This is a genomic window from Granulicella sp. S190 (genome assembly GCF_009766095.1).
Taxonomy (GTDB): domain Bacteria; phylum Acidobacteriota; class Terriglobia; order Terriglobales; family Acidobacteriaceae; genus Edaphobacter.
This window is the reverse complement of record NZ_LMUD01000019.1, coordinates 199,864-215,670: the sequence shown is the minus strand read 5'-3', so window position 1 is coordinate 215,670 and position 15,807 is coordinate 199,864. Positions and strand designations below refer to the sequence as shown.

Annotated in this window: 16 protein-coding genes; 9 read left to right on the top strand and 7 right to left on the bottom strand. The window is 56.7% G+C overall.

Annotation, left to right across the window (positions count from 1 at the left end):
• Window positions 1-568 (bottom strand): orotidine-5'-phosphate decarboxylase (pyrF, locus tag GSQ94_RS12780; RefSeq protein WP_158944251.1); only part of this gene is annotated, 568 nt, incomplete at its 3' end.
• 103 nt (window positions 569-671) lie between these two features.
• Between pyrF and GSQ94_RS12775 the strand changes: the two genes are divergently transcribed.
• The 6 genes from GSQ94_RS12775 to thiS all read left to right on the top strand — a co-directional run bounded on the left by GSQ94_RS12775 (window position 672) and on the right by thiS (window position 4,467).
• Window positions 672-1,421, top strand: coding sequence for a hypothetical protein (locus tag GSQ94_RS12775; RefSeq protein ID WP_158944250.1), 750 nt, complete (start codon window positions 672-674; stop codon window positions 1,419-1,421).
• 88 nt (window positions 1,422-1,509) lie between these two features.
• A complete protein-coding gene (locus GSQ94_RS12770) occupies window positions 1,510-1,809 on the top strand; it encodes a helix-turn-helix domain-containing protein (protein WP_158944249.1) in 300 nt (99 codons plus the stop codon).
• A 91-nt stretch (window positions 1,810-1,900) separates the two neighbouring features.
• The gene (locus tag GSQ94_RS12765) at window positions 1,901-2,650 is read left to right on the top strand and encodes an SDR family NAD(P)-dependent oxidoreductase (protein ID WP_158944248.1); all 750 of its coding nucleotides are present in this window, start codon (window positions 1,901-1,903) and stop codon (window positions 2,648-2,650) included.
• A gap of 108 nt (window positions 2,651-2,758) precedes the next feature.
• A complete protein-coding gene (thiD, locus tag GSQ94_RS12760) occupies window positions 2,759-3,565 on the top strand; it encodes a bifunctional hydroxymethylpyrimidine kinase/phosphomethylpyrimidine kinase (protein WP_158944247.1) in 807 nt (268 codons plus the stop codon).
• Between the two features lie 235 nt (window positions 3,566-3,800).
• Entirely contained in the window at window positions 3,801-4,181 is a 381-nt protein-coding gene (locus GSQ94_RS12755) for a hypothetical protein (RefSeq protein WP_158944246.1), read from the top strand.
• Between the two features lie 67 nt (window positions 4,182-4,248).
• Complete coding sequence (gene thiS / locus GSQ94_RS12750) at window positions 4,249-4,467, top strand: sulfur carrier protein ThiS (protein ID WP_158944245.1); 219 nt, start codon at window positions 4,249-4,251, stop codon at window positions 4,465-4,467.
• Window positions 4,468-4,663: 196 nt separating this feature from the next.
• Here the strand turns inward: thiS and GSQ94_RS12745 are convergent, their stop codons facing one another.
• Entirely contained in the window at window positions 4,664-5,839 is a 1,176-nt protein-coding gene (locus tag GSQ94_RS12745; RefSeq protein ID WP_158944244.1) for a glycosyltransferase family 4 protein, read from the bottom strand.
• Between the two features lie 152 nt (window positions 5,840-5,991).
• On the opposite strand from GSQ94_RS12745, the gene GSQ94_RS12740 reads away from it, so the two are divergent.
• The 3 genes from GSQ94_RS12740 (at window position 5,992) to GSQ94_RS12730 (ending at window position 11,142) form a co-directional block, all read left to right on the top strand.
• Window positions 5,992-6,777: a GNAT family N-acetyltransferase gene (locus tag GSQ94_RS12740; RefSeq protein WP_158944243.1), complete on the top strand. Its 786-nt coding sequence runs from the start codon at window positions 5,992-5,994 to the stop codon at window positions 6,775-6,777.
• 153 nt (window positions 6,778-6,930) lie between these two features.
• Window positions 6,931-8,253 (top strand): APC family permease, encoded by a 1,323-nt coding sequence (locus tag GSQ94_RS12735; RefSeq protein WP_158944242.1) that lies wholly within the window; start codon window positions 6,931-6,933, stop codon window positions 8,251-8,253.
• A 1,131-nt stretch (window positions 8,254-9,384) separates the two neighbouring features.
• On the top strand, window positions 9,385-11,142 hold the full coding sequence (locus GSQ94_RS12730; protein ID WP_158944241.1) for a hypothetical protein: 1,758 nt from the start codon (window positions 9,385-9,387) through the stop codon (window positions 11,140-11,142).
• Window positions 11,143-11,530: 388 nt separating this feature from the next.
• On the opposite strand, the gene GSQ94_RS12725 is transcribed toward GSQ94_RS12730, so the two are convergent.
• From GSQ94_RS12725 to GSQ94_RS12705, 5 genes are all read right to left on the bottom strand, one after another.
• The gene (locus GSQ94_RS12725; RefSeq protein WP_158944240.1) at window positions 11,531-12,916 is read right to left on the bottom strand and encodes an NAD(P)/FAD-dependent oxidoreductase; all 1,386 of its coding nucleotides are present in this window, start codon (window positions 12,914-12,916) and stop codon (window positions 11,531-11,533) included.
• 382 nt (window positions 12,917-13,298) lie between these two features.
• Window positions 13,299-13,484: a VOC family protein gene (locus tag GSQ94_RS21145; protein ID WP_216843082.1), complete on the bottom strand. Its 186-nt coding sequence runs from the start codon at window positions 13,482-13,484 to the stop codon at window positions 13,299-13,301.
• A 200-nt stretch (window positions 13,485-13,684) separates the two neighbouring features.
• Window positions 13,685-14,758, bottom strand: coding sequence for a DUF4331 family protein (locus GSQ94_RS12715; protein WP_158944239.1), 1,074 nt, complete (start codon window positions 14,756-14,758; stop codon window positions 13,685-13,687).
• A gap of 27 nt (window positions 14,759-14,785) precedes the next feature.
• The gene (locus tag GSQ94_RS12710; protein ID WP_158944238.1) at window positions 14,786-15,262 is read right to left on the bottom strand and encodes an SDR family NAD(P)-dependent oxidoreductase; all 477 of its coding nucleotides are present in this window, start codon (window positions 15,260-15,262) and stop codon (window positions 14,786-14,788) included.
• Window positions 15,263-15,332: 70 nt separating this feature from the next.
• The coding region (locus GSQ94_RS12705; protein ID WP_158944237.1) for a VOC family protein at window positions 15,333-15,807 on the bottom strand (475 nt) is incomplete at its 5' end.

The window sequence follows — 15,807 nt, the reverse complement described above, 5'->3', positions numbered from 1 at the left end:
GATCGCCGATGGCAGCTCCGGCGGGGCGGATTCCCGGGATGACGAGGAGGGTGTCAGGGCCGGTGGCTGCGCGGACTGCGGCGACCTCTTCAGGAGAGCAGACGAAGCCGTCGATACCTGACTGGGTGGCAAGCTTTGCGAGACGGAGAACCTGGTCCGCGGGGGAGGCGGTGACTCCGGTGCCTGAGAGCTGGGCGGCATCCATGCTGGTGAGGACGGTGACGGCTAAGAGCCGAGGCGAGCCTGAGGCCTTCGCAGCTTCGGCGGCTGCGGACATCATGGCTGCGCCTCCCCCGGCGTGAAGGGTGAGAAGACCTGCACCGGACTGAGTAACGGAGCGGACTGCTCCGGCTACGGTGTTGGGGATGTCGTGGAGCTTGAGGTCGAGGAAGATGTCGAAGCCGCGATCTCGCAGTTGATGGACGATGGAGTTTCCCGCGGCGTAATAGAGCTCCATCCCAACCTTGAACCACTGGCAGGTCTGACCGAGGGAGTCGACGAGTTTGAGTGCGCTCGCTGCATCGGGGAGATCGAGGGCTACGGCGAGACAGGATTTTGGCGATGGCATGTTGTTAGTTTAACTGCTCTGTTGAAGAGTTGAGGCAGACTTTAATCGGAGCAGTGAGATGCCAGTTTGTCTTTGCCTTCGCCGGGGAGAAGGTCTAGGCTGTGTGTCTGTAGCTATCGGCAAGGGAGGGTTGATGCGGCTTCGAAGGGGTGTGCTCAGCTTTTTGGTCTTAGGTGTATTTTCGATCGCGTACGCTGCTGTTCCGCAGGCGCCGCAGACGCGGCCTGCTCCGGGTTCAGGTGGGTCTAGCGGCGGCGGACGACCGCCGCAACAGGGTGGTGGCAGGCCAAGTCCCGGTGGTGGAAGCAGACCTCCCGGGGGAGGCAATTCAGGTGGAGGACGACCGCCGGGTGGCGGAGGAAACACGCGACCGCCTAGTGGTGGTGGAAATACGCGGCCACCTAGTGGTGGAAGACCGGGTGGAGGGAGTAACAATCGTCCGCCACCGCGGCCTAATCCGGGGGGCGGGAACAGGCCACAGCCGGGACGTCCGAATCCGGGAAATCGTCCGCAGCCTGGCCGTCCGGGTGGTGGAAGGCCGCCGCAGTGGGGACGTCCGCCGCAAAATCGGCCGTCTTATAGTTTCAGGAGAAACGACTGGGGCTATCTGCATAACTACTATCGGCGGAACCTTGGGTACATCAACGTGGCGACACGACCACGGTTTGTGATTGGCGGATTCTTTCCGTACAACTACATTCCGTATCTTTCGCCGCTGCCTGCGAATGTGTACGGATACCTACCGCCGCCTCCGCCGGGATACAACATGGGCTACTACGACGGATATGTGGTTGTGTACGACCCGCTGACGTACTTCATCGCGAATGTAGTGGATTTGTTGCAGCAGCAGTAAGAGTGTGTGCGGGCCGGAGTTACAGATGCTCCGGCCCGTTGCTGCGCGGGGATGAATCAAACGATGCGACAGGGCATCTATTTCCAGGATGAAAAAGAAAGATTCAGTGGCGGAGGTGAAGCTGTCCGAGGAGCAGTTTCAGGCGATCGCGCGGGCGTTGAGCGATCCGCGGCGCTTTGCCATTCTTCGACAGGTTGCCGCCGCGGATGGGATGGAGTGCGCCTCGCTTGAGGAGCATGAGTGTATTAGCCCGGCCACGATCTCGCACCATATGAAGGAGCTGAACGAGGCGGGGCTGATTGAGATCACCCGGGTGGGTCGAGGGGCCAGGCTGTTCCTGTGCCGTCCGATCTTCACGGCTTATGTCAACCGCCTGGCGTCGATTTAGGTTTACCGAATATTGAAGAGTCCCCGCCTGAGTCTCCGCATCTATTAGTTATCGGATCGTTCGATGACTATCGAAGTATAAGGAGATCGAGATGGGTAAGCTTGCAGGGAAAGTAGCAGTCGTGACTGGCGCGTCGAAGGGTATTGGCGCAGGTATTGCAAAAGAGCTGGCGGCGCAGGGAGCGTCGGTGGTGGTGAACTACGCTTCTAGCAAAGAGGGCGCCGATAAGGTGGTAGCCGAGATTGTGAAGGCAGGCGGTAAAGCGATTGCCGTCGGCGGCAGCGTCGCGAAGGCAGCGGAGATCGAGACTCTTTTTGCAGAGACGAAGAAGGCTTATGGCAAGGTCGATATCCTTGTGAACAACGCTGGCGTGTATGAGTTCGCTCCTTTGGAGGGAATTACGGCGGAGTCGATCGACAAGATGCTGGGCACCAATGTGAAGGGATTGCTGCTGGCGACTCAGGCTGGTGTGGCTCTGTTCCCAGCGGAGGGTGGCAGCATCATCAATATCGGTTCGGTTGCGAGCGACCAGACACCGCCGATGTCTGCGGTCTATAGCAGCACGAAGGGCGCTGTGGATGCGATTACGCGCGTGTTTGCCAAGGAGTTGGGACCGAAGAAGATCCGCGTCAACTCGGTGAATCCTGGACCGGTTGTCACGGAGGGCTTCAAGGCGTCAGGCTTCGAGGGAAGCGACTTCGCAAATCAGATGGTGCAGGGAACGCCGCTTGGCCGCATTGGTCAGCCTGATGATGTGGCTTCGGTGGTTGCGTTTCTGGCCTCCGATGATGCGCGCTGGGTGACTGGTTCGCTGTTGCAGGTTGCGGGTGGTTTGCGCTAACCGAGTGATTTGAGTTGTGGCGCTCCCGAGGAGATGATGACTCGGGGGCGCTTCGTCGTTTAACGGCGATGGTTGAGGTGGTGCTTCCTTTATGCTGATGGGAGGCGAATGACACAGACAGTTTTGACGATTGCAGGATTCGATCCATCTTCCGGTGCGGGAGTGACCGCCGACCTGATGGTGTTTGCGGCGCATGGCCTGTTTGGGACCTCGTGCATTACGAGCCTGACGGTGCAGTCGACGGTAGGGGTGAAGGCAAGTTCGCCGGTGGCGGCGGAGACGGTGAAGGCGACGCTCGATTGCCTGGAGAGCGATCTGCCGGCAGCGGGGATCAAGATTGGAATGCTGGCTACCGCGGGGAACGTGATGGCGGTGGCGGAGTTTCTGGAGGGGCTGCGCGGGCGCGGGTGGCGGGTTCCGGTGGTGCTCGATCCGGTGATCCGGTCGAGCTCGGGAAGGGAACTGCTGGATGCGGAGGGGGTGGGCGTGCTGCGAGAGAGGCTGCTGCCGCTGGTGGATTGGGTGACGCCGAACCTCGAAGAACTGGGGGTTCTGGCGGGACGAATTGTGATGCAACGGGGAGATCTGCCGGAGGCGGCGCGGGATCTGCAGGCGATGGGCAGGGGACTGAATGTGGTGGCGACAGGGGGGCACCTGATGCCTCCGGACGACCTGCTGCTGCGGGTGGGCGGCGAGATGGATTGGTTGTCGGGCGAGCAGATTGTGAGCCGGTCGACCCATGGGACGGGATGCGCGTTTTCGAGTGCGCTGTTGAGCAGGCTGGTGCTGGGGGATGCGGCGCTCGATGCGGCGAGGATGGCCAAGCGCTACGTGGCGGAAGCGATTCGAACGGCAGAGCCGAGAGGGAAGGGGCTGGGGCCGGTGAATCCTCTGTGGCCGCTCTTTGATGTGTAACTGGTTTCGATGCTGGCTGCAGTGCGTTCCTTCTATTTGTAACTTGCGTGGTGCGCGGCTTCAGGGGTGGGCTTGGTGCCAAGGCTAGGACTACATCGATTGGGTCATTGTCGCAATCGAGGTCCGCTGTTCCGATAGTGGGAAGGTCTGCGGTTTGATTCATCTTCTTTGGGAGATTCCGGATAATGCCTTGGCGAGGTTCGCCGATAGGGATTAGGACGGAGGATTCAGGTCCATGTCTACAGTTGCCTTTCCCGGGGTCTATCGACCCGAGCCCGTAACCCGGAACGCCGTAAGCGTCGTGACCCTTTCGCCGGGGAATCCCGAGCCGAAGCATGCGGATCTGACGATTCACCGCATCTCCAGAAGCCACCACGGACGCACGCTGCTGACACTGGGCCATGCAGCCGAATATCTTGCGAACTCGCGCCGCTACTCGATCCAGGCCTTCGACAATCAATCGGACGATGAGGCGATTCATATTTTGATGGGGTTGAGCAAAGGCGTGTTTGAGGATCTTGCACGACCTCCAAGGTTGATTCGGCGGATAGGGGACTGGGCGATCGAGCGTGTGGTGCGTCTGTTGGATCAGGGTGTAAGGAGGGCAAGAGCGTAGGGAATCAGACGGCAGCTCTTTCGTGTGGCATAGCCTTCGCCTTCGGTCTGCTGCTAGGCTGGAAGGTATGGCGCTTACAGTGATTTTGAACGGCCAGTCGCGCAGCTTCGAGATGCTTCAGGAGGCTGCCAGCCTTGAACAGCTGGTCGCGGCGCTCGGATTGAAGGGCGACCGGGTGGCAATCGAACATAACGGCGAGATCGCTCCGCGGTCGACGTGGACCCAGACCTGGGTAAGCGAGGGCGACAGATTAGAGGTCGTTCATTTTGTGGGTGGCGGTGTCTAGGTGGGTTTCCCGATAGGTTTGGCGGCAATTTCCCTGATGGGTGTAAAGGTTTAAGAAGCAGATTCCTTTTGGGAATGACACCCAAAAAGCAAGATGACTCTACACCAACTGCGGTGTTGCGCTAGCGGGCAGAAGAACAAACTGCCGCCGGTTGTTTGATTGGGACTTTATTTTTTGCAGCGTCACTCGAGGCTGCTTATGTGGTCGAGTCGCCGGTTATCAGACTCTTGAGCAGAGACTCCCAGCGGTCTCCGTAGTCCTCCCAGCCGCCAAGCAGGGAGACTCTGCGCAGTGCGGCTTCGCGCATCTGCGACTGAAGGGTTGGGTCGTCTGCCAGTTGCTGCATGCGATGAGTGAGGGCTGCGACGTCACGTACCGGGACTACGAATCCTTCGACGCCATCGGTGAAGAGGTCTTCGCCGCCAGTATTGGTGGAGCAGAGGACAGGGCAGCCGCAGGCCAGTGCCTGGCCCTGGACGAGCGCGAGGCCCTCTTCGATGCTGGGCAAGACCATGACGTGGCTGGTGCTCATGAGCTGGGCGAGCTGCTCCTGCGGGAGTGCTCCGAGGAACTCAACCTGCTGCTGGGGGAGACGACCGAGAACGGTCTTCATGTCGGGATGGATGGGGCCGGCGACGCGCAGACGTTTGTTGAAATGGCGTAGTTGGGCGAAGGCTTCGAGGAGGTACGGCACTCCTTTTCGAAGGCTGACGGAGCCGGCGAAGAGAACCTCGAAGCGGTCGGCGGGAGGATGGCCGGTGGGCTTGAACTTTTCCAGCCGCACACCATACGGGATGACGTGAATCTTGTTTTGGGGCAGGCCCATCTCTACGAAGGAGCGCGCAGCAAAACTGGAGGGAACAGTGATGGCATCGGCAAGGGCGTATATCTTCTCTTCGCGGAGGATGTCGCGGATGTCGGTGACGGGGCGGTCTACGTTCCAGCGTTGATACTCGTCGGAGACGATGACCTCCTGGTAGCGCTGATGGGAGGAGCCACGGTCGCAGATGAGACGGCCGCCACGAGACTGGACCTCGCGCCCCGTCTTGAGGCTGGAGCCGGAGATGGCGATGAGTGCATCGGGCGTGTCAGCTCTGCGAGTTCGGCGAAGGGTCCACTCATCGAAGGCTATGGCGTTAGCGTAACTGGTCTGGTCCAAAAGCCACGGGTGGTGAATACCAAAGCGCTGCATGAGGAATTCGGGGGTATGGATCCAGGGAAAGGTCTCGACGAATTCATGGGGCAGGCCTTCGCGTTTGAGACGAGCCCAGGGCCAGGTGGAGTAGATACGCTGGAGATGTCCACGATGGTGGAGCTGGCGGGCAAGCTCGAAGTGGTGAAAGACCCCAAAGACCGTCTGAACGATTCGCATAGCAGCCCGTGGGGCGATTGACCTCAGCCCATCGTAACAAACGACGAAGGTGGAGAGGCCGTTCCTCCGAGCTTGATCGAGGCACGAGCCTGGTGGAGAAATTTGTCGCGCCATAGGATAATCGAAAGATGGAGCAAGTTTTGGAAAGAGTAATGAACCCTGAATTCGAGAAGTCCAATGCAATAGCAAGTTCGATATGGAGGCTGTTCGCAGAGAGCTTCGAGGGTGCTGAGATCACCGCACGAAAGAACATTTCGATCAACTGGGCGGATAAGCCTTTTTCGTTCTATAACAGTATCTTTCTCACAGGTTCGATCAACGAGGTCGCGGTGCTTAAAGAGACCGTCGACGAAGCGATTACAGTTGCGAGCAGGAAGAGTTTTCCCGGGTTGCTCTCTGTGTGCCGCGATCTGCTCAGTGAGTCCGTGCAGGCACAGGTGGACAGCGTCTTCGCAGAAAGAGGCTATTCCACAGTGATGCCCGTTACCGGGATGGTCGCCGAATCATGTCCTCGCGCATCGCCCGGTCCCGCAAGCCTACGTATAGAAAGAGCCGATGACAGGGGAGTTGCAGTCACTGATTTGAACTGCCTGGTTTATGGTCTTCCCCTTGAATCTGGCCGAGCTTCTCTACTCAAGATTCCTCTTTGGCAGAGTGCGTTTCCGTATGTTGGATACGAAGGAGACCGGCCGGTGACGACGGCTACCACCATCGTCCATGACGATGTCCTCTACCTGGCCTTAGTTGCTACCGCGCCGGACGCCCGCGGCAAAGGCTATGCGGAGGCGGTTATTCGCCATTCGCTTCAAAAAGCACATGAATCGACCGGGTTGAATCGCACTGTTCTTCACGCGACACAGGCAGGCTTCCCGTTGTACAAACGCATGGGCTACCAGACGGTCGCTAACTTTAGCTGGTACATGCCGGATCATCAGTAGTAGATGAGACTCTCCGTCTGCGTGCCCAGACGGAGAATTTTTTATCTCCACTTTTGACATGGAAAGACTACATGACATGTGTTGCCATGCGACACGTGTGTTACAGACTTGTGCGTTCTGTCCACTAGACGCTTCGCCAAAGGAAAAAATGAAATGCAGTTGAAGCGAAACCTGGGTCTTCTTGAAGCTGTTGGTTTGTCCGTATCAATTCTGGCGCCCACGCTGGCGATGTCCTTCAACACGATCTTCGCAGTGCAAGCAGCTGGCGCAGCCGCTCCACTCGCCTTCCTCATCGGAACTGCTGCGATGCTCCTGGTGGGATTATGTTTTGTGGCTTTCGAGAGGCGTGTCAGCAATCACGGCTCGGTCTACTCCTACATTGGGCATACGTTTGGGCCGCGATGGGGATTCGTGGCTGGCTGGAGCCTGCTTTTTTTCTACACCACTATTGTTTCAACCTGCGCCGCCTTGTTTGGCAATGGAGTTTCGGTGCTGCTCAAACAATTCGGCGTTCAACAATCAAACTGGTTCCTGTTAGCCATCCTGGTGTTGCTGATTGCCGGATGGCTGACATGGAGAGATGCGAAAGTTGCGGCGCGAGGAATGCTGGCGGCGGAGGTAGTCTCTATCGCGATTATTCTGATATTAGCAATCAGAATTCTTACAACGGTGCCGCTCTCCTGGGCTCCAATGCATCCGGATGCAACCCACGGATGGTCGGGAATAGGGTACGGAATGGTCTTTGCGGTCTTCTCGTTTGGAGGGTTTGAAGGAGCAGCCATGCTTGGTCAAGAAACCAACAATCCAAGACGCAATATTCCTATTGCCATCCTTGGCACCTTGGTTTTCGCGGGACTTTTTTACGTGCTGGTTGTCTATGCCCAGGTTGTTGGATATGGGGTCAACAACCTGGACGCTCTAACGCATTCAGACTCTCCACTCAGCTCGCTTGCAGAAAGATACCTATCTCGCCGATACTCCATAGGTATCGATCTGTCGATCATAGCCAGCACCTTCGCTTGCACGCTCGGTACCGTGGGTGCGGCATCACGCATGCTGCGTATTCTCAGCGTTGATGGGACGAAGCAGTGGTTTGCAGACCTCGATCCCAAACACAACACACCGACCAGGGCGATTGTGATGATCTGTGTGTGTAACCTAGCCGGGATGCTCCTATGGGGCCTTCATGCCGGAGCTCTCACTTACGCTGCGGCAACAGCAACGTGCGGCACGCTCGCGTTGGTCCTTCTTTATGTCGGTGTAGGCCTGGCAGAGGCAGTGGAGGCGCTGCGGTCGAAACGTCTGTTGGGGGCGGGGATGGGAGTCATCAGCGCACTGTTATTGTTGTGGCCTCTTTGGAACAACATTTATCCTGTGCCAAGCTACCCTGCAAACCTATGGCCGTACTTGGTGGCAGGCTGGATCCTGATCGGAGGAGTCTACGCTGTTCGCAAGATGGCACCGGAAGGGAATTAGCGACAAGCTAGCAGTCCGGACAACAGAGGATGATTGTTGTAATCATCTCCGGTTCTTCCTGGAATAGCCAAGCTAAAAACAACGCATGATAGGGGACTCTCAGTTGATTGGAGCTCGACTGAGTTGACTATACAGAATATGTGTTATCGGACGTTCTATGCGTAGCGCGGGTGCTTGTTGTAAATCTGTCCATAGCGTCTAGACTTCGCTGATTCTAGGATGTTTAGAGTTCACGTTGCTTGTGCGACTCTGCTTATGAGTCGTCGCGTAAGTACCTCAAAAACGAGGTTTGCAAATCGTTGGCGTGTAATTTCTGACGTTTGGTGTAAAGACCCCTACAAGGTCTGCACTCGCGCAGGCCAAGGCCATAACGACGTGCTCGTAACGTCAAGATCTTCCCTGCCAGCTCGCCAGGCGAAAAACCGGCCTTCACGCGCTCCCGCAGGATTTCCCGTTCGAACTCTGCGAAGACTGCCAACATCATCCCGGCCAGTGCACAGACCTGTCAGGCGGCCGATCAACCCAATCCCAACGTCTGGATTCACCGGAGACTTAACTTTTCACTTCGTGAGAATTATTCTCGAAACAAAATAACAAAAACTTGGAATAAGCCGCCCGCTCATTTGTTTATTCGTTTAGGTGGAATGCGTTCCGCACGGCAGGGCGGCTGCTCTTTGTACAGGGCAGAGCGTCAGGATTCCGACGAAGCGAGCTCTGCTGATAAGCAGGGTCCGGATAAAGCGGAAAAGGCAGTTGCACTTTACGAGGGAATCAATGAGTTTGAGAAGATTTCATTACTTAGCTGCGTTAGGCGCTGTAATGGCCTGCACGATCGGCTTGTTAGCCGTAGCCAGTTCGCCTACTGCCCCAGTCAGTTCGCCTCTCAGCCCTATAAGCAAGCCGCCTGACCCAGCTCAATTGAGGCCGGTCGAACGAGTTCCGAGAGAAATATTTGGAGAAGTGGGTAACTTTCCACTTACAAATGATGATCTCGAGGCTCTGGTATACCCCAGTGCCACTCAAGCCGAACGAAACGCCGCATTGGAAGGACTTAAATTCTTCACGACGGCGCATACAGCGGCCGAAGGCGCCGGGCCGATTGCCAATCAGCCTTTTTGTCTCGGTTGCCACATGAATTCAGCCGACACGTTTAGAGTTGATGGCAATGGTAACGAGTTGGTTACACATGTCTCTCAGGTCTCTCGAGCCGGACGTTCGACTCCCACCAACTTCGACTTTGTCGGATTCAATCCGGCAACCGGCGGTGGTCGCGCGGCAGACCACTTGAATGCCATTACGAATACGGGCAAGGCAGCAGCCTTCACGGTTTTTGGAGATATTAATCCCTCGACGCAGGCGTTCGACGGTCTATCGCAGTTTTCACAAAACTCAACACAACACACGCGGCCTTCTCTGAGTGCCTGCCTGCCCGATCCGCTTCCTCCTTTCTCTCAGGATCCAAATCTGCAAACGGGAGTAGATCCGAACACTCATCTGAGTGCTTCAGGATTCAGACGAGCATCGGGCGAACGTTCGGGACCGCCGTACATCGGGCGCGGACTGATCGAAGCAGTGGCCGATCAGGATATCCTCTTGCTCGAAGCAGCCGAGAAACTTCCGAACCGCTCTTCACTGAACCGCAAGAACGAGTTTCCCGAATGCACTGGAGATTGCATCGCGGGACGTCACAATGAAAACACTTCTAACGGTGCATTTACTGGCGGAGATCCAGGTTCAAGAGTTGGTAAATTTGGTGTTCGGGCAGGCGGTCCGACGATGCTTCAGTTCATTGTTGGAGGCGTACAGGGCGAACTCAGCTTTACGAACCCGCTCAATGACGCGGAGTTGGTTAGCCCGGTTAATAACAATCGTCCTGGATGCATCAATACGGTGCCGTCCCCACAAGTGCCCGAATCGACTCCTCTCAGTTTGCGGACGCTGCTCAGGTTGACAGCTCCTCCTGAATTCGGAGCGCCGTTACTGCGCGTTCTGAACTCTCCGGATCCCAACGGCCCGCAGCCAGCCGGGTCGATGGAAGATAGAGTGCAACGGGGAGCCAGATTGTTCGGGATTGACCTGGTCGCTTTTGCCGACCGCATGGTACCCGGTCGAATGCCTGCCGGGGGCGATGGTCGGGACGAGCATGCCATTAGTCGAATTGATCGCAAGGTAGGCTGTGCCGGTTGTCATACTCCTGTGGTAGCCACCGGGCGGCTACCAACTGACACTGGAACTTCTCATATAAGCAATGTGTGGGCGCCGCTGTTCTCTGATCTGCTCATTCACGAGGGGCCTGCTATCGATGCAGAAAGAGTAGTGCCTACTGCGAGGCTACCCCTGCTCATGACGCGAACGGACGCGGAGAGTCGATTGGTAAGCACCTTCGATCTACCGCGCGGACTCACGGACGATGCTCTTCCGCATCAGAACTCCGGTGTCGCGAACGGCAGAGAATTCCGTACCGCTCCGCTGATGGGCTTGGGAAGGATAGGACCTCCCTTCCTGCATGATGGTCGCGTTTACCTCAGCAACAAGACGGCGTTAGAACATCCCGCTGGAACGGTCTATACGAACAGAGACGTGACAAATCGCCCTCTTGTTGTGAAGACACTCGACGATGCGCTCCTGGCTGCGATCGAGTTGCACGATTTGCCTGCGCCGTTCACCGCTTCGAACCAGTCGCGGGAATTTGGAGGAGGTTGCCCTGTTCCACCCGGCGACAAAGTTGGCCAGATTGTTTATCGGAATGGCGCGGAGGACATCTGTCCCCCTTATGACAGCAAGGTGTCTAAAGAAAATAGGGGTGATTCTCGAGAGGTGATCAGACGGTTTCGCAGCTTGAGTCCGGAAGACCAGCAAGCGATGATTGACTTTCTAAAACAACTGTAGTGTTGGGTGAAAACCACTGGAACTGAAGCTGGCTATGTGAGGAGTAACGCAGTAAGTTGTTGCGTATCTCCGGACGCATAGCCAGCTTCCTTAAGTCGCATAGCGTCACGCCGCTCCACCAATTGAGCATTGCGAGAAAAAACTCATGTAGTCATCTCGTGCCTCGAGATGGATCTTCCGCAGGGAGAGTCTCCATGGATCGAGCAAGACCGTCTTGTTTCAGCGTCCAGTTCGGCGGATCAGGTCTTCCCTGCCGTCTGAGTTCCTCACGAAGAGCCTGGTTTTCTGCTTGTACATCCTGCAGCGTCATTGCGGTTCCCTGCTACAAATGCGCATCAAGCGGATGGCCGCCAAACCCTGCAGGCCAAAGACGGAACAGAAAATCGAATTAAATGTTGAGATCTGTGAGGGCCATCCTGGCTGCATGGAATCCACACATTCCATGAACGCCGCCACCTGGAGGCGTTGATGCTCCGCAAAGATAGAGTCCCGAACGCGAGGTGCGATACAACGACCGTGTAGGACGAAACAGCAGCTGGCGGACATTCATTGCTCCGCCCAGGATATCGCCGCCGATTAGATTGGGATTCCAACTCTCCAGATCTTTGGGTGTAGACACGGAGCGGGACAGAATGCAATCGCGGAATTCGGGAGCGAAGCGTACGATTTGGCGCTCAATGGATTCAGTGTAGTCTTCAGTGCTGCCGTTAGGAACGTGACAGTAGGCCCAAGCGGTATGTCGACCAGAGGGAGCTCGACTGGAGTCGAAGAGCGATGGCTGGCCGAGCAGAACGAATGGTTTGTTGGGTGAAAGGGTCCTTTCAGCCTGAGCAATCTCTTCAAGAGAGCCTCCGAGGTGTACGGTGGCGGCCCGCAGACATTCGCGAGCAGTCCACGGAATCGGCGCGTTCAGTGCGTAGTCAATTTTAAAAGCACCGGGTCCATACCGAAATCGCTCCAGTTGCTTTCGATAGTCGGTGGATAGATGGGAACCCGCGATGCGAAGGAGCTGGCGCGGGGTGATGTCTGCGAGGACGAGATCGGACAAAGGTAGCTCGGTTACTTCATGACCAGTTTCAACGACGCCTCCGAGACTCTCTAAATGTCGGACGAGGGCATCCGTGAGAGACTGCGCACCGCCACGAAGGATCGGCCAGCCTCTCGTGTGTCCGGCGGCTATCATCGTCAAGCCAACAGCAGTTGAAGCGGCAGCTTCTAACGGGAGGATGGAATGGGTTGAGACGCCGGCAAAGAGAGATCGAGCGCGTTCTCCAGCAAAGTGGGAACGAGCCAACGACAGCGCCGGCAACAGAGCGGATAGGCCAAAACGCGCCAGCACGAACGGACTTCTGGGTATATGTAGGATGGGGCTGAGAATTTCTTCGACCAAAGCAGTGAAGTTAGAAACTACGGGTTCTATCAGTGATTGGTATGCTTTGCGGTCACACGCATCCAATTGGTCGATTGTTTCTTCAATCGAGTGTTCAAGCACGACGGCGGTCCCGTCATCCAACGGATGAGCGAATGCTGCATGGGGCTGAATCCAGGGAATGTCGATGGGGAGAGAATTGTAGAAAGGGCTTGCAGCGCCCAAGGGGTATGTCGAAGAGCCCAGGTCGTGAAGAAAGCCACGCTGTGTGAGCTCGGCGGTTGAACAGCCACCACCAATCTGCCCATTACGTTCCAGTACGGTCGTCTTTGCGCCGGATGCTGCAAGGACAATTGCAGCTGAGAGTCCGTTCGGTCCTGAGCCGATTACTGTTGCCGTGGACATACCACCCGCTTTCTATAATCCAACCAGAAACCGAGTTCAGATTGGAGGTGTGGCTGATCCATGATACGTCTCGAGATTACAGACTATTTCGCGGCAGGCTTCTCGCCGCGCGAACCGTTGCCTGTTGTTTGTAAGGCCATGCAGAGACGAATAGGTCGGCATCGCACTAAACGCGTCCGGGAAGCCGTTGCGTGACTTCCTGGAGCAACCAGCCGTTGCCGTCCGGGTCGTTGAATGAAACAAAGGACCCGTAGCTGAGACGCTCCGGGTGTGGCCCGCTGACGCGGACGTCGATGCCTGAAAATCTGCAGCCAGTCCCACTTGCGCAGTGAAACACCTCGCTTGTGTCGATACCCTGGGCGACAAGCTGCTGAGGAGTGAACTAGATCAGGCGAAAGTTGTCACCGGCGGTGCGATCAGCGTCGAGCCGCCACCCGAGCCGCGAGTAGAACTCTTTTGCACGGTCGGCATTCGAGACGGGAATGACGACGACCTCGAGCTTCATCTCGACGTTTGTGACGCTTCCACTTGCTGGCGGATCGTTACTCATTACTCTGTGGGTGCTCATCGCCATCTCCTTAATCGTGAGGGATCCAAACAGCATCGAGCGAGTATTCGAGTTAACAAACATAGTCTCTGCGTCTTAGGATTTGGATTTTCAAATCAGGGCGCGTATTGGGTGAAGACAAAGTCACGAGCGTTGGCGGGTTCGTGCTGTAAAAATTGAGCGAATCCCCTGCCGTCGGTCGCGGCGTACCTTCCGGAATCTCAATGACTACGACGTGGGTGCCATGGTACGACATCCTTCTGTTCTTCCTTCGAGTAGGGCTCACCAAAATATGGGAACTCGGTACGGATCCGATTGCGATCAGGGGCAGCGCCGTCCTGGATTGGCCTGTTTGTCGCCAATGTAAGCATCACATCCTGAACATCATCACCCAGTGGCCTTCCATTGAATCCCGCGACATCAAATGCAGCTGCCGTTCCCAATTCATAGGGCAAGGTGGTCGGACATAGTCGAGAGACCATTTGCTTTCCGTATTCTTCCGGGTTCGCGGCAGATCCTGCATAGGTAGTCATCTTCTGGGTATAGTCTGCGATGAATCCCGAGAATAAGGCGATGTCATCAGAAGGTACTGACTTGTTGTAGGTCTCTTTCACCTCCTGATTGGCGGGATCGTTGAGAAAAAGGTGCGTGATCATCGGCAGGCCCCAGCGTGATACCTGCATCTCGGGAGCATGGCCGTAAAGTGACACCGTGGCCCAGGCGTGGACGGTTCCCTTGCCTATCAGATGGTTTGGGACCTCAAGGACAATCGCAGTGATATTGCGATTGTTGAAGAAGTTCTGACGACTGTGCAGGAACGCATCGCCGTCATATCTGTGTTCGTTGTAGAAAGTTTTCTGAAGATTTTGCATTGCGGCAGCGTCGGCGGCAAACAGATCGGGAGCAATTCCGACGAAGGCGCGAATACCAGACTTGCTATGGACTTTCCCTGTATCGCCTTCTATCAGAAGCTCGCCCTTGTCCCCGCCGATAGTCTCGCCGGTGGCTCTACGTACCTGAAACTTCTGAACATGGATATGCTCGTCCCCGTTCAGATGTCTCGGTTCGCTGAACCTGAACTTGAAGACAACATCTTCGCGAGCGTCACCAGTCAGGTCCAGACGAAAGGCATACAAACCCTCAATGTGAAGGGTATCCGGTGAAGAGAGGACAACATCAGGATTGACAGTCATCGCCATCACGGTTGTGTCGGGAGCGCCCTGAAACAGATAGAGATCAGAGACGTTCAGGCTTGGATCCTCTTTCGCAAGTTTGGTATCGAAATGATGGGACACAGGTTTCCTCTTTGTCGATTTCTACGGTCAGCCGCGAAGAATGGGGGCTCCGAAGGGTGCGCCCGTCAATCCGCCGTCAACCATCAGCTCGACTGCATTAATATACGACGAATCGTCCGAGGCAAGGAAAAGCACCGCCTTGGCCAGATCTTCCGGTTTGCCCCAACGGCCAAGTGGAACCGTGGAGGAGAAGAAGTCGGAAAGTTTTGTGGATTCCTCTTGAGTGGCATTGGCGCGCGGCCCGCGCTTCCAGATGGGAGTCTCGGTCGCCCCCGGGTCTTTTGCGAGATCAGCGAAGAGCTTCTTGCGGTCCTCCGCAACCGTAACGTCAGCGCGATAGCCGTGGGCTTTCGATCCCAGCTCGGCGACCGCTTCCTCCAGTGTCTGTTGATCGCGACCCGTAATTGCGACTTCAGCGCCTTCGGAGATGAAGAGGCGGGCTGTGGCCAGGCCGATGCCGCTGTTTCCGCTGGTGATGAGAGCCTTCTTGCCTTTGAGTTTCATGATTCCTCCAGGAGTTCGCGATCGAGAGCCTCGATTCTGCCGGGAGCGATGTCGTTCCCGGCAGAGTTGCTCATTGCGGCAATGCTTTGCCTGACTGCTCCGCCACCATGTAAGCGGCATACCAGTCTGCCCAGTTCGCGTCGCGCTCCCCGATGCGCTTCTCGTGCTCGCCGTGGGCGGCCTCCGCACGCCGAAACGCGCTGGCCAGATCGTTCGCGGAGGCAAAGGACGTCGCCGTGTCGTCGATGCGACCGGGAAGCCGAGTCGTGATTTCCTGGAACAGCCAACCGTTTCCGTCCGGGTCCCTGAATGAGGCAAAAGAGCGGTAGCTGCGATGCTCGGGATCAGGGCCGTTGACTCGACTCCGCCCGAACAGGTAGGGCTCGTCCGGTCCGGAGTACACGTCCGCAGCGCCGTGGAACACTTCGCTGACCTCAACGCCGTGACAGAGCAGATTCTTGCGCGCGGCCTCGATGTTATCGACGATCAGATAAAGGCCCTGGGCTGAGCCGGGAGCCGCCCCGGTGACGTTCTTGCCGAAGATG